We start from the raw sequence: 15,015 nt of genomic DNA on the forward strand, positions 1-15,015 counted from the left end.
CAAGAACAAGATGTTTTTTCTTTTGTGTCAGCCGTTTGAGTGTTGCTCGCGGCGACAAGAAATAATATAACACGGTCAAAAAAAGATTGCAACCCCTTTTTTTATAAAAAATTTTCAGCCTGTGATCTTATCCTTGAACATTCACCCATTCCTTTGACCTAAAGTATTCTTTTTCACCTTCGAAAAATAATAATTCGTACAACCAATACATAACATCGAATCTAACAGTAAGCAAAAAAGGTCTTATCGGGATTTACCTTAAGACCTTTTTATTTCATTAGTTAATAGCTAAACCGCCACTTGCATAGCCCTCTATAACAGTACCAATATCTAAATCACCTGAATCCGCTGTAAAGACGAGTAGCAAACGCGTTCCAGCGGTTACAGGTATACTTGGCAATTCCGATACAACGCTGCTGATAGTTCCTTCTGAAACAATCCCTGTAAGACTTGGTTCTAATGCTGCTGAAGCGATTTGTGTAAATATGTTGTCAGGTGCAGGCGAAGAATATATCCTAGCTGTTATCGTTATTGTTTCTAATAAAGATAAATCAACAGTTGTACTAAAATATGCAGCAAATGATGTGAGAATACCATCCCGAGGCATGGAGAATGCTAAGTTATGAAGTGCTCCCGGGACTGCTGCGATATCTATTGTTCCACCTAAGACAGCAACAACTGAACCTGAATTTCCAAAGCCAATGAGTGCTTGAGTTCCAACTTCCTCAAATAATGCAGAAGTTAGTGAAACTGGAAGACCAGAAGTAAATGGAATAATAGCACTTGATCCAGGGACACCAGTGGACCCGGTGGCTCCAGTTACTCCGGTCGCACCGGTGACTCCTGTAGTTCCAGTCATTCCCGTTAATCCAGTCACTCCGATGGCTCCAATCGCTCCTGTTGCTCCGGTCATACCGGTGGCTCCGATCTCTCCTGTTACTCCGGTATTTCCCTTGACTCCGGCATCTCCTGTTACTCCGGTATTTCCCTTGACTCCGGTCTCTCCCTTTGCTCCAGTCCTACCTCTTGCTCCGGTTTCTCCCTTTGCTCCTGTATTTCCCTTGACTCCGGTCTCTCCCTTTGCTCCAGTCCTACCTCTTGCTCCGGTTTCTCCCTTTGTTCCTGTATTTCCCTTGACTCCGGTCTCTCCCTTTGCTCCAGTCCTACCTCTTGCTCCGGTTTCTCCTTTTGCTCCCGTATTTCCTTTGGCTCCAGTCTTACCTCTTGCTCCGGTTTCTCCTTTTGCTCCCGTATTTCCTTTGGCTCCGGTTTCTCCCTTTGCTCCCGTATTTCCTTTGGCTCCGGTTTCTCCCTTTGCTCCCGTATTTCCTTTGGCTCCGGTCTCTCCCTTGGCTCCCGTATTTCCTTTGGCTCCCGTTTCTCCCTTCGCTCCAGTTTCTCCCTTGGCTCCAGTTCTACCTTTTGCTCCGGTCTCTCCCTTGGCTCCCGTATTTCCTTTGGCTCCGGTTTCTCCCTTCGCTCCCGTATTTCCTTTGGCTCCCGTTTCTCCCTTCGCTCCCGTATTTCCTTTGGCTCCGGTTTCTCCCTTCGCTCCCGTATTTCCTTTGGCTCCGGTTTCTCCCTTCGCTCCCGTATTTCCTTTGGCTCCGGTTTCTCCCTTTGCTCCCGTATTTCCTTTGGCTCCGGTTTCTCCCTTTGCTCCCGTATTTCCTTTGGCTCCCGTTTCTCCCTTCGCTCCCGTATTTCCTTTGGCTCCGGTTTCTCCCTTCGCTCCCATATTTCCTTTGGCTCCCGTTTCTCCCTTCGCTCCCGTATTTCCTTGGGCTCCCGTTTCTCCCGTGGCTCCGGCCTCTCCTGTGGCTCCAGTTTCACCCTTGACCCCGGTTTCACCCGTGGCTCCAGTTTCTCCCTTGGGCCCAGTCTCACCCTTGACCCCGGTTTCACCCTTGGCTCCGGTTTCACCCGTGGCTCCGGTTTCTCCCTTTACTCCGGTTTCACCCTTTACTCCAGTTTCACCCGTGGCTCCAGTTTCTCCCTTGGGCCCAGTCTCACCCTTGACCCCGGTTTCACCCTTGGATCCGGTTTCACCCGTGGCTCCTGTTTCTCCCTTTACTCCGGTTTCTCCCGTGACTCCGGTTTCTCCCTTGGCTCCAGTCTCACCTGTGGCTCCTGTTTCTCCAGTGGCTCCGGTTTCTCCAGTGGCTCCGGTTTCTCCAGTGGCTCCGGTTTCTCCCTCTGCTCCGGTTTCTCCCTTGGCTCCGACCTCTCCAGTGGCTCCTATTTCTCCCTTTACTCCGGTTTCTCCCGTGACTCCAGCCTCTCCCTTGGCTCCAGCCTCTCCCTTGGCTCCGGTTTCTCCCTTGGCTCCCGTTTCTCCCTTGGCTCCAGCCTCTCCGGTGGCTCCAGTTTCTCCCTTGGCTCCAGTTTCTCCCTTGGCTCCCGTTTCTCCCTTGGCTCCAGTTTCTCCCTTTACTCCAGTTTCACCCGTGGCTCCGATTTCTCCCTTGGCTCCAGTCTCACCTGTGGCTCCAGTTTCTCCAGTGGCTCCGGTTTCTCCCTTTACTCCAGTTTCACCCGTGGCTCCGGTTTCTCCAGTGGCTCCAGTTTCTCCCTTGGCTCCAGTTTCTCCCTTGGCTCCCGTTTCTCCCGTGACTCCGGTTTCTCCCTTGGCTCCCGTTTCTCCCTTGGCTCCAGTCTCTCCGATGGCTTTAATTTCACTAATGAATCCTGTTTCTTCTGTGAATTCAGAGGCTCCCGCTGCTTCGGTCTCTTCGGCGGCTTCAACGGCACCTAACGTTGCATCTGTATCTCCAGTTGCATCTGTATCTCCTGTTGAACTTATGGATACAGTAGATTGCAATACATTTTTCAACTCATTTTGTAATAGCAATTCTTTTTTCGCAATTTCCCGCAGTGAAGATTGAACACTGTTATTTGCCTTTAATAAATCGCTGATTGATACTGAAACTCCGGAATCGCTTGGAAGTATGCCACGCAGAAATTCGTCATTAATGATATGGCTAAGACCAAGTTCTTCTAAGTCTACAGAAGAGAGTAACAAATTTATCGCATCTTCTCGAGTAATTGTAATAGTTCGAGTAACATTTGGTGTATTAGCTTGTGACATCATCTCAACTCCCCTAAAATAATTGGCTCTAGTTAATATATACAGAGGCATCTATAACGGAAAGGCTATTTGCCTAGTTAGGGCACCTCTCCTACATATTTTTTTCAAAAAAATCCCCCCTCATTTTGAAGCATTAATTAAGCGTTGTAGAAAAAGAAAAAAAAAGAGAAGTACACTGTGGATGAGATCCATGCGAACTTCTCTTTTAAACAAGCATTTTTCATCTGGTTATATACATAAGATGGTTGCCAAGAATGACAAATCAAATTTAATTTAGTTCATGCTGCCCTTTTTATAAAAAAATTTTAAAATGACGTTAAAGCGCGATACCCCTTGAAAATAAAGAGATATATTGACATAAGCCGTTTTATTCCTGTTTTTTGAATAAACCAAATCATTGTATAATAAAACTATTCTCTACAAAGGAATGATGAAAATATGAACCGCTTAGCACTACTTCAAAACACATCACAATCCAAGTGGTATCAATGGATGTCACGTCATTTTTATTTCATGCATCAACACCCTGAATTATCCTTTCAAGAAAGAAATACGATCCGTTATATCACCATGGTTCTTGAAAAAAATTTAGGTTTAAAAGTAAATTTATATGATATTAATGGTGAAATATTCGAAAAACCTGTTTCTTCACAAGCAATCACCGTATCGTTTGGACAGGGAGAAAGAACTGTAATTTTTACCGCTGATTTTGATGCTTTACCTATTGAAGAATCATCCATTAATTGGTATCGCTCAAAAACAAATGATACGATGCATGCTTGTGGACATGATATGCATACATCTATTTTATTGGGAATAGCTTGGTGGTTAAAAGAACACGAAGATATCCTAAACTGTCGAGTTATCCTTCTTTTTCGCCCTGCCGAAGAACTAAATGGGACTGCATTTCTAATCAAATCGGAAAAATTACTTAACTATCTCGGCAAAGATGCTGTTTGTTTTGGCCTGCATGTATATCCAGAACTACCTGCAGGTAAAATATCTACTTGTCCTGGCTTAATTAATTATTCAGCCGAATTTCTAAAAATTGAGGTGAAAGGAAAAGGAGGACATACTGCTCGACCAGAACATTCCTATAGTGCTCTTACAGTAATAGGACAAGTGCTATCACAATTACCTGAGTTTATCGCGCATGATGTTCCAGAAGCTGTTCTCGCTTTCGGTCAAATACACAGTGGCAGCAAAGGCAATATTATCCCAGAAACAGCTTGGTGTGAAGGAACATTGCGAACACCTGACTTTACGTTTCATGAAAAAGCAAAAACAGCAATCCATCGTTATGTAAAAAGTATGGAAAACGATTTTGTAAAATTGGAGTTAAAAAATAGTGGGATTCCTGCTCTTCCTCCAGTTGTGAATGACCCAATACTCGTCGAAGATTCCTATGGTATCTCTGAACATTTCCCTTGGATTGAAGTCCAGCATACGGAGTCGAGCAGAGGAGCAGACGATATCTCTTGGTTTTCTGAGTTAGGTTATCCCCTGCATTTCTTCCGCTTAGGAACCAAACCAGAACACCAACAACAAATATACGATTTGCATTCGCCACACTTTGAGGCTGATCCACGTGCCCTACTGACAGGAGTATATTTTCAACTTTATCAATTGCTCAAGTTTATGGATAAAAACGAATAAATCAATGCTATGTACCTCTCTACGAAAACAAAACTCCCAAAATAGCATGATGTTTGGCCACTGACAATAATCAGTGGTTATTTTTTACTTTGGTGTTTGTTTTCTCAATTAAACACGAAAGAAACCAGACTATAATGCACAAAGAAATATAAAAAATAACTAGCCCCCTAGTGATAGAGAAGGCTAGTGATAACCTAAGAAGTTTAGTGAATGTTATATGGTATAGGTGTCACCTTACCTTGCCGAATACGAAAGCAAGCAACTTCTGGTTTTATTTGAAATAATGAAACAATCACATAAACTGCTTCAGGATAATTGGCATAGATCACATCTTGTGGTGATGGATAAGGTGCAGCAGTAGGATGGGAATGATAAATCCCTACTAGCTGTTCTCCTTTTTCTTTCATTTGTTTAAATGTTATCTCGAGCTGACCCATATCCATTTGAAAAGCATCGGGACTGCGTAAAATATTCTTCATAGGCCAGAAGGTACTAGCCACATTATGGTTACCAGACAACAGACCACATGCTTCAAAAGGTTTTTGCTCCATACAATGGGATGTCATAGAGCTAAACACATGTGGAAAAAAAGTAAAACAGCGATTAGTCTGTTGCTCTCTTCCCACAACAACCGCCTCGGCGTTGCGGTTGTTGATTGGCCCTCCCTTGAGACGGTTGTTGTATAGGACGAACTAATTTATTTTGATCAGAGTTTGAAGCTGCTTCATTCCAAGGTTGCCCATTTCTTCTTGATGGACGAAAGTTTTGCCACTGGATAAATCGAGGATCCATAAAATATCTCCTTTCTACAATAGCCAATATATTCGGTATTATCATATTCGAATTTATTCCAGACGTGCTGTATATCTGTAGAAATTAGTCATCCGTTTCCTTTTTTAATGGTTCCCTGTAATTACTTTCATAAGGTACTTGATGGTTGCGTAGAAACTTACCATTTTGATCTGGATCTGTTTGAAATTCTGGTGGCAGTTGCTGGATTGTTATTGGGGCTTTCTTGTTAGTGACGTTACCAGATATAGGATGGGCTGTATGATTAGCTGTGATTGCTTTCTCTAGTTTCAATGGCTCCTCCTTCGTTTTCTCATCCAGCAACAAAGCCTCTTCTTTTTGAGGATCTTCTTGGCTAAGTTGCTCCAGTTGTTTTTGAAAGGCAGAAGTGAGCAGCTTAATCTGATAAGCCATACTTTCTTTTTCTTGAACTAATTGTTTTTCCTTTTCTTTTACATCATTTTCAAGTTTCCTTTTTTCTCTCTCAAGCGTTTTCGTCTGTTCCTCTTGTTCCTTTTTATTCTCCTGGAAAATTTCATTTTTTTGTTTCAATTTACTGATTTGTTCTTGATTCGCAGCAGATTCTAACCGTAATTTCTCAATCGTTTGTTCTTTTTCATCAAGAAGTTGTCTTAGCTCCTTTACTTTTTCTGTGTAATTCTGTGTGATTTGCTCCAATTGCTTGTTTTTTTTCTCATATGAATGAGCTTCTAACCGTAAATACCCAATCATTTGTTCTTTTTCATCAAGATGTTGTCTTAGCTCTGTTGCTTTTTCTGCGTAATTCTGTTCGATTTGCTCCAATTGCTTGTTTTTTTTCTCATATGAATGAGCTTCTGACCGTAATTGCCCAATCGTTTGTTCTTTTTCGTCAAGATGTTGTCTTAGCTCCGTTACTTTTTCTGTATAATCCTGTTCGATTTGCTTCAATTGCTTGTTTTTATTCTCATGAGAATAAGCTTCTGATTGTAACTGCTCAATCGTTTGTTCTCTTTCATCAAGATGTTGTCGCAGCTCCGTTACTTTTTCTGTGTAATCCTGTTCGATTTGCTCCAATCGTTTGATTTTTCTCTCATGAGAATTAGCTTCTGATCGTAATTGCCCAATCGTTTGTTCTTTTTCATCAAGAAGTTGTCGCAGCTCCGTTACATTTTCTGCGTAATTCTGTTCGATTTGCTCCAATTGTTTGATTTTTCTCTCATAAGAATTAGCTTCTGATCGTAATTGTCCAATCGTTTGCTCATTCGTTTGCAGGAGTTGCTCTATATTATTTTCTTTTTGAATGCTTTCTTTTTGTATACTTTCTCTTTGTATGCTTTTTATTTGCCCTTGTCTTTGATAAGCCTTTATTTCTTTTAATAATGTTTCTATTTGTCGTTCTTTTTGTTGCAGTGATTGCCGTAATTTTGTCTCATTCTCCTGTAAATCGTTGATCTCCTCATGCTTCTCGGTTCCTAATTCCTTAGCTGTACTCAAAGCTTGCCTTAATTCATACTCTTTTTCTTCGTAATGCGCTGTTATCTCATCCAATTGTTTTGCATATCTTCCTTCTAGAGTTCGATATTTTTCTAATAGCCGCCCCATTTTAGCATGTTGATACTTATACTTTTCTATTTTCGCTTCATATGCCTGATTTATATGCTGTAATTGAAGCATTTTCTTTTTATACATTTCACTTGCATTTCTTTTTTCATTCATCGTTTTCTCACCTCAATATACTTTATTCTTCTCTGTTAACCAAAATACAATTTTGATTCAATAAATGCAGCAGCTCCCGCAATTGCTAAGACAAGATGGAGGGGATAAGAAGCTGGAAACCATAGGTATAAGAAAAAAAGCAAAGCTGATGACCAAATTCCGACACACCAATGGCAACTTAAAAATAAACCCACAGTATGACGCCATCCTGTGCCTATAATATGGATTTTTCTTACAACTTGACCAGAATCATCTGGCTCATAAGTAACTTTGACAAATGGCTCTCGGATGATAGACGTTATTTCGTCAAAGACAATGAGATGAGTAAACCGAAAAGATGCAAGAACAAAAATGAGAAACTGAAACCATGAAAATTCCAACAAATGGGTCCCTCCTCGAAAGAAATTTAGGTAAACGAAAGGGCGATTTTATTCGTTGCTGGATACTGGAAATTTAGCCCTTTATAGTGTACGGAACCTTCAATCATAATGTCTCCACTACTATCACGGGGAATGGATAACTGAAAATTAGGAAATAGAATAGTTTCACCAGGGTTAACGATTAAGGCTTGCATCGACTTTACCCAATACTCCCCTAACTCTTTTACTTTATTACGCCAATCTTCATCTACATATGTCCATCCAACCGCACTGTCTCCTGAAAAACTTTGAACGCCAACGGTATCCGTCATTTTAGGCGGGATGATTTGACCTTTTAGTTTTATATGGGAAGAAGGGGGGACTTGAATGCAAATATGGGGATCTGGCAGAGCACCCATACCTGTATTTTTGAGAAACATATTTCCTAAAACCAAATAATCATCCTCCTCCGAAGTTGGAAAAACAATTTGGTAATCAAAGCATACTTCCATCCGAAAAGGTGGAATGGCCACAGGATTTGCTGTAATGTTCCCTGTCTTTTGTGGTGAAACTTCTGTGTGTTGGGCTTGATCCTTTTTCTTCTGTGGTTCTGCTGGAACCGATGGAGGGAGAGAACTTCTTTCTTCTTTTGGAAAAAGCAATTTCATCGAATCGAGAGGCAGAAATGGTAGAAATGAGAAAACATTTTCTTCAGCACATCCTCTGAGTAATGCAGAGGCCAAAATAAGGCTGATTTTTTCCTCCATGTCCCTTTCCATTCCTTGCGATTTGGGTAATCTACTGCGAAGTTCCAAGATAGGAATAGGGGATTTTTTGTCTTCTTCTTTAAGCCGTGCAATAATTTCATGTTTTTGGCATTCTTCCGCCAACATCTCTGCCCATTTTTTCGCTATTAACCCTTCACTATGAGAAATCATAAATTTTGGACTTGAGGTTGTAGGTTTGTCACTCATATAAGATTTTAGTTTAACCATTATTTCTCCATCATCTGGAAGAGATGACTTCGCCTGTAATACTGTTACTTGGATACCTGTACAGCTAAGGAACTCTTTGGTTGTGTCCAGCATAAAAGTATGACTATCGTTTTGTTTCATTGGCATGAGATATACTTTTTTTCCTTGAAACACAGAGGCGAGGTGAAGTATTTTTTCCCGTTGGTTCCATTTCGTTTGAAAACCTATCTGTTCGCAAAACAATTGAAAAATAGGTAGAGAATGAAAAGGTAACTGTCCCTTATTTTCGTTGTCGTAATATATCTTCCAGTCCATAGACATCCTCCTGTCTTTATCGCTATATCAGAAATAGTTTATGAACCGGAATAGAAGAAAAGTAACAATTTAAAAAACTTTTCTCCCATTATAAGCAATAGATTTTTATGAAAATTGGACTTTTGCCTAAAGCGATCCTTACTTGTTTTGCGTATATATACGTTGAAAGTTATTACTACCTAAGGGGGGTAAATGGAAATTATGGTTAGACCAATACGAGGCTCTCAGGTCACACCACCAGTTCCAAATAATGTTCAGGCTGAGTGTATCTGCGTTCCCAAAGTATATGATTTTGTGGTCTTTACAGAGGACATCAATGCTACGATACCACTACCTGCGACACCACCAGCAGGATGTCCGACTACCGTAACCGATATTTTTTGTTCGTTGACAGGTGTAACTTCCTTTTTTCCAATAAGCTGTGAAACAAATGGGGTTTGTACTGTTCTCGACCGTCGCCCTATTAACATCGACGGGGTAAACGCAGCTTTAGTCAAATTAAGACAGGATATCCCAGTGGATGTCACCCTTACCGGGACAGATGCTTTAGGAAATCCTGCTACTTGTACGATTCCTTTGACAGTACCTTTTGTTCGCCAAGTGGTATTGTGTTTCCCGCCTGAGTTTACAAATGACAACCTAGTTTGCCGGATTATCAGTGGAGATTGTGTCATCACCACTCCTCCACCAGTTGGAGGTATTCCATTCCCTGCTTCTGTTGGAGTCGAGCTCAATATATGCAAAGAAATTCAAGTATTGGCTGCGGTAAAATTAGAAGTCTTAGCGAAGTTCTGTTCGCCACGTGCTCCAATCGAAGTTCCAGTAACTACCGCTTGTCCAACGCTTACATTCCCACAGCAATGTGACTTCTTCCCACAACCTAACTGTGATTGTGAGAGCTCCTTTAATTCACCAAATGCTCCAGTACCAACCTCAGTTGGCGTAGTTCTAAATGGTTTAACAATAGCTGCTGGTACCGCTTCTCTTGTAGGGAACGTCTGTAATGGCTGTGCGGAAATTAACACAAATATTAATTTCACCTTTACGGATACAGATGGTCTTCCTCCAAACAACAGCTTTACTTTCACCGCCAACTCCTTCCTATCTGAAACTTGTACCTTCTTATTAGGAGTAGGAACACAAGTAATAACTGGTCAAGGTACAGTAGTAACTGCGCTTGGAGATACCATACCTGTAACGTATTTACTAACATTGGTTGATGCAGGTGCATTAGACAGCTATGTCTTGACGTTATTAAGTGTCTCTCCTGGATTATTTGCAGCAGTTGCAACGTCTATCGACATCGGCAACTCTATCATTATTCAGGATTGTACTGGATTCCCTACTACAACAACGTAACCATGCTTCATCTACACAGGCTGTTGGTCATACACCAACAGCTATTTTTTATTTTTATGATAAACATAACTCAGCTACATACAAAAATAGATTTAATTGATTAATTAATAAAAAAATATCGAATATACATGATACATATACCCAATGAATCATCGACTAAAAAAGTCCATCTTAAAGTAAATAAGGAGGAGGAAAGAACACTATGATCAAACCAATAAGAGGCTCTCAGGTCACTCCGCCTATTCCAAATAATGTCCAAACGGAATGCATCTGTGTGCCTAAAGTATACGACTTTGTGCTCTTAACAGAAGATATTAATACAACCGTACCATTACCTGCAAAACACCCTGCCGAATGTCCAACCACTGTTACAGATATTACCTGCACATTAATAACGGAACAATTTTTTCCTATCACTTGTGTTACCAATGGAGTTTGTACCATACTTGATCGTCGTCCCATTAACATCGATGGAGTCAGTGCAGCTTTAGTGAAATTGAGACAAGACATCCCTGTTGATATAACCTTTACTGGTACCGATGAGTATGGCAATCCTGCTACTTGTACGATTCCTTTGACAGTGCCATTTGTTCGCCAAGTTGTATTGTGTTTTCCACCGGAGTTTACAAATGACAACCTTATTTGTCGGATTATCGGTGGAGATTGTGTCATCACCACTCCACCACCAGTTTGCGGTATCCCATTTCCAGCATCTGTAGGAATCGAACTCAATATATGTAAAGAAATTCAAGTAATTGCCGCAGTAAAATTAGAAGTTTTGGCGAAATTCTGCTCACCGCGTGCGCCAATCGAAATACCTGTTACTTCCGTTTGTCCGCCAACTTTGTTCCCACAGCAATGTGATTTCTTTCCACAACCTAATTGTGATTGCGAGAGTTCCTTTAATTCTCCAAATGCTCCAATTCCTTCCTCGGTTGGCTTAGTTCTAAATGGATTTGCTATAAGTGCTGGTACAGCTGCACTTGTTGGAAATGTATGCAACGGTTGTGCGGAAATCAATACAAACATTCGATTTACCTTCACAGATACAGATGCAGTTCCACCAAATAATAGCTTTACTTTTACTGCGAACTCCTTTACTTCCGAAACTTGCACCGTCCTTTTAGGAATAGGAACACAAGTAGTATCCGGTCAAGGTACTGTCGTAACTGCAGGTGGAGATACCATACCTGTAACGTATTTGCTAACATTAGTTGATGCAGGTGCAGTAGATAGCTATGTCTTGACCTTATTAAGTGTTTCTCCTGGATTATTTGCAGCAGTTGCAACTTCCGTTGACATCGGGAACGCTATTATTATTCAAGACTGTAATGCATTCCCTTCTCCAACGACGTAATTCAATGCTTCACCCTACATAAGCTGTTGATCTCAATCAGAATCAACAGCTTTTTAATTTAGGTAAGACCGAGATTTTGATTTACTTTAACAAATACATAGATGTATGCATAGCATATATATGATAAATGGAGTTATAAATAACAAAGAAAGGACTTGTCTAAATGGGATTTTGGAACTGGAAAAAACGCGAAGACAAAGATCAAATCATTGACAAGTGCAAAAAAAAGGAACAGGAATACCGATTGGAACTGGAACAAAAAAATAAACTTATTGTGCAATATATTGAAAAAGAACAAAAATACCTACAAGATCAAAATCAAGATAAACAAACCATCCAAGAACTTCAAAAAAAATTGGCAGAATATGAACAAAAGGAAAAAGAAGCAACTGGAGATTCCCTCATAAAACAACAGTTGATTGATGATCTTAAACAAGAAATAAACGAACACGAACAAATAACGATCTCTTTTAAAGAAAGTACAGATGAAAAACAACAAACCATAGATCAATTAAAACAAAAGATCAAAAAATACGAAGAGGATATCGCTGAATTACAAAGGAGTCTAGCAACTAAGCAATTATTAATCGAACAATTAGAAAAGAAAATTACCGAACATGAAAAAACCATCTCAGAACATAAGGAAAACCTAGAAGAAAAACAACAAATACACATCCAATTGAAACAAAAAATCACAACACAGGAGGAAACAATCACAAGTTTAAAAGAAGATTTACAAACAAAGCAACAATTAATCGAAGAATCAAAACAAAAGATCGCAGAATACGAACAAAAACCCCAAGAAGAACAAATCGATAAACAGGAAAAGATTCAGCAGCTTGAACAAAAGATCGCAGAATATAAAAAAAGAGAATTTGAATATCAAAATAACTTAAAAGCATTGCAAAAAAGCATTCAATCCATACCGAAGAAACGCCAAGAAATTGCTACAGATGGACATTTTAAAACAATGGATCGAATATCGAAAAAATTAACAAATGAGCAGGCTAAAACAACTTCTATGCCCCAATCTTCTCAAACTCCAAAAAAATATTTCCCTCAACAACAGGCTTCTCAATCGGTGGAATTTAACCCTTTTAAGCGTGGACCAAGATAAATCAAAAAGCTATTCCTTTTTTAAAGAAGGAATGGCTTTTTGATTCGAGAAGAAGCATGACTTTAATCATAGGTTTCATGTCCTAAACATAAAAATAGAAAAAATTGTTGAAAAAGAGGGTGCTTATGCTCCGTATTCTTGTTGTTTTTGGAACAAGGCCAGAAGCAATTAAGATGGCTCCACTTATCAATAAATTGCAACGTCATGCTGAGATTGAGACATTTATTTGTGTAACTTCTCAACATAAGCAAATGCTAAAGCAAGTATTACAAGCATTTGATTTGACACCTGATTTTGATCTAAAAGTGATGACAAATAACCAGACTTTAAGCGAAATTACAATTCGAGTACTTCAAGGAATGGAAACCGTATTAATTCAATTAAAACCTGATTTGGTTTTGGTGCATGGTGATACAACTACTACTTTCTCTGTTAGCCTTGCATCCGTTTATCAGCAAATAAAAGTGGGACATGTGGAAGCTGGAATGCGAACTCACCAAAAGTATCTCCCTTACCCAGAAGAGTTAAATCGCCGATTAGTAGGGAGTTTAGCTGACCTGCACTTTGCTCCCACCGATAAAGAAGCTAATTATTTATATCGAGAAGGAATATCAAAAGACTCCATATACATAACAGGAAATACCGCAATTGATGCGCTAAGTATGACAATTGAAAAAAAATACGATCACCCGTTGGCCAAACAAGTCCAAGGAAAAAAAGTGATTTTAATAACAGCTCATCGCAGAGAAAATCTAGGTGAGCCAATGGATAACATGTTTCGAGCTATTCGTCGGTTAGTAGAAACTCACTCTGATGTAGTTGCTGTATTTCCGATTCATTTAAACCCCATCATCCAAAAGAAAGCAAATTCTATCCTTCGTCATCATCCCAGAATACTGTTGATCGATCCTCTCGATGTGATTGATTTTCATAATATCGCCGCACATTCTTACTTGATTTTAACAGATTCGGGAGGAATCCAAGAAGAAGCACCAACTTTGCAGGTTCCTGTTCTAGTGATGCGTGATGTCACAGAAAGACCAGAAGTAGTAAATGCAGGAGCAGCTAAACTGGTTGGAACAGATGAAAATATAATCTTTGAAGAGGGAAGTCATTTAATAAAAGATAAAAATGCATATCAATCCATGATCGGAATAAAAAATCCATATGGAGATGGGAATGCATCAAAACGCATCGTACAAGGGATATTGCACCATTACAAGTTGTCTAACCATCCACCATCTCCCTTTCAGTAAAGTGAGGTTGAATTTCAAACGTGATGATATATTAACCAATACCCACTAGTCTCGATTCTTCTCTAGTCAGGTCGTATGTGAGGTACAATTCATCAGTAGTTCGTCCATCGACAAAAGATCATCAAAGGCACTTCTGAATCCTTTATCAGAAGTGCCTTTTGATGCTATCCGATTCTCAATGCATTAATATCAGTGTTTAATCCAACAAGAGAAATGACGTTACTTTGGCTGTTAACGATCGCTCTAACTTGAACATTAATCGTACCTGTTGCGGCTACATTGAACCCAGTAATTTCTGCTATTGGCCTCCTATAAGTAGAAGCATTTGTAAATGATGTGTTAAAGGTTCGAGTGTTTATCAATGTCGAATCTGCATAGAACCTCAAAGAATAACTAATAGTAGAATTCGCAGTAGTAATAAATTCTATAGCAGAAGCATAAGAAAGTTGAAGTGTCTGTCCTGCTGTTACTGGAACAGCTAATGTTCCCAACACAGTTTCAGTTGGTGGGGTAACAGGAACAGCAATTGGCCCAGGTGTAGTGTTAAATAGAAACAAAACAGATGTTCCTGCTGTTCCCGTTGCACCGGCGGCTCCAGTCGTTCCCGTACTTCCAGTATTTCCTGTGGCTCCTATGCTTCCCGCTGTTCCTGTGCTTCCGGTTGATCCAGTAGATCCAGTATTTCCTGTGGCTCCTATGCTTCCCGCTGGTCCTGTACTTCCAGTCGCTCCTGTAGCTCCTGTAGTTCCCGTACTTCCAGTGGCTCCTATGCTTCCCGCTGGTCCTGTGGTTCCAGTCACTCCTGTAGCTCCGGTAATTCCCGTACTTCCGGTGGCTCCTATGCTTCCCACTGGTCCTGTGGTTCCGATCGATCCTGTAGCTCCTGTCGTTCCCGTACTTCCTGTATTTCCAGTGGCTCCTATGCTTCCCGCTGGTCCGGTGCTTCCGGTTGATCCCGTAGCTCCTGTCGTTCCCGTACTTCCGGTGCTTCCAGTGGCTCCTATGCTTCCGGCTGTTCCGGTACTTCCGGTCGCTCCAGTCGCCCCC

General features: G+C 40.5%; 11 protein-coding genes and 1 pseudogene. 5 read left to right on the plus strand and 7 right to left on the minus strand.

What is annotated here, in order from left to right:
* Window positions 1-277: 277 nt before the first annotated feature.
* Complete coding sequence (locus AC5WOF_RS19105) at window positions 278-3,088, minus strand: exosporium glycoprotein BclB-related protein (RefSeq protein WP_496051537.1); 2,811 nt, start codon at window positions 3,086-3,088, stop codon at window positions 278-280.
* 438 nt (window positions 3,089-3,526) lie between these two features.
* Between AC5WOF_RS19105 and AC5WOF_RS19110 the strand changes: the two genes are divergently transcribed.
* A complete protein-coding gene (locus tag AC5WOF_RS19110; RefSeq protein WP_496051538.1) occupies window positions 3,527-4,744 on the plus strand; it encodes a M20 metallopeptidase family protein in 1,218 nt (405 codons plus the stop codon).
* 203 nt (window positions 4,745-4,947) lie between these two features.
* Here AC5WOF_RS19110 and AC5WOF_RS19115 read toward each other — a convergent pair whose 3' ends face one another.
* The 5 genes from AC5WOF_RS19115 to AC5WOF_RS19135 form a co-directional block, all read right to left on the minus strand.
* Window positions 4,948-5,370, minus strand: a complete 423-nt coding sequence (locus AC5WOF_RS19115; RefSeq protein WP_496051539.1) for a M67 family metallopeptidase — start codon at window positions 5,368-5,370, stop codon at window positions 4,948-4,950.
* A complete protein-coding gene (locus AC5WOF_RS19120) occupies window positions 5,348-5,536 on the minus strand; it encodes a hypothetical protein (protein ID WP_496051540.1) in 189 nt (62 codons plus the stop codon). Before AC5WOF_RS19120 ends, AC5WOF_RS19115 begins: the two co-directional genes overlap by 23 nt.
* A gap of 84 nt (window positions 5,537-5,620) precedes the next feature.
* Complete coding sequence (locus AC5WOF_RS19125) at window positions 5,621-7,231, minus strand: hypothetical protein (protein ID WP_496051541.1); 1,611 nt, start codon at window positions 7,229-7,231, stop codon at window positions 5,621-5,623.
* 35 nt (window positions 7,232-7,266) lie between these two features.
* Window positions 7,267-7,614 carry a DUF1360 domain-containing protein gene (locus tag AC5WOF_RS19130; RefSeq protein ID WP_496051542.1) on the minus strand — a complete coding sequence of 116 codons (348 nt, stop codon included), beginning with the start codon at window positions 7,612-7,614 and terminating at the stop codon, window positions 7,267-7,269.
* A gap of 23 nt (window positions 7,615-7,637) precedes the next feature.
* Window positions 7,638-8,879 carry a hypothetical protein gene (locus AC5WOF_RS19135; protein WP_496051543.1) on the minus strand — a complete coding sequence of 414 codons (1,242 nt, stop codon included), beginning with the start codon at window positions 8,877-8,879 and terminating at the stop codon, window positions 7,638-7,640.
* 192 nt (window positions 8,880-9,071) lie between these two features.
* Between AC5WOF_RS19135 and AC5WOF_RS19140 the strand changes: the two genes are divergently transcribed.
* The 4 genes from AC5WOF_RS19140 (at window position 9,072) to wecB (ending at window position 13,968) form a co-directional block, all read left to right on the plus strand.
* Window positions 9,072-10,238: a BMQ_0737 family morphogenetic spore coat protein gene (locus AC5WOF_RS19140; RefSeq protein WP_496051544.1), complete on the plus strand. Its 1,167-nt coding sequence runs from the start codon at window positions 9,072-9,074 to the stop codon at window positions 10,236-10,238.
* A gap of 202 nt (window positions 10,239-10,440) precedes the next feature.
* On the plus strand, window positions 10,441-11,595 hold the full coding sequence (locus tag AC5WOF_RS19145) for a BMQ_0737 family morphogenetic spore coat protein (protein ID WP_496051545.1): 1,155 nt from the start codon (window positions 10,441-10,443) through the stop codon (window positions 11,593-11,595).
* Window positions 11,596-11,758: 163 nt separating this feature from the next.
* Window positions 11,759-12,712: a hypothetical protein gene (locus tag AC5WOF_RS19150; RefSeq protein ID WP_496051546.1), complete on the plus strand. Its 954-nt coding sequence runs from the start codon at window positions 11,759-11,761 to the stop codon at window positions 12,710-12,712.
* A 125-nt stretch (window positions 12,713-12,837) separates the two neighbouring features.
* Window positions 12,838-13,968, plus strand: coding sequence for a non-hydrolyzing UDP-N-acetylglucosamine 2-epimerase (gene wecB, locus AC5WOF_RS19155; protein WP_496051547.1), 1,131 nt, complete (start codon window positions 12,838-12,840; stop codon window positions 13,966-13,968).
* Window positions 13,969-14,132: 164 nt separating this feature from the next.
* Here wecB and AC5WOF_RS19160 read toward each other — a convergent pair.
* Window positions 14,133-15,015, minus strand: a pseudogene (locus AC5WOF_RS19160) (NTTRR-F1 domain); the annotation flags it as partial.

This window comes from Shimazuella sp. NTD250 (assembly GCF_059510375.1).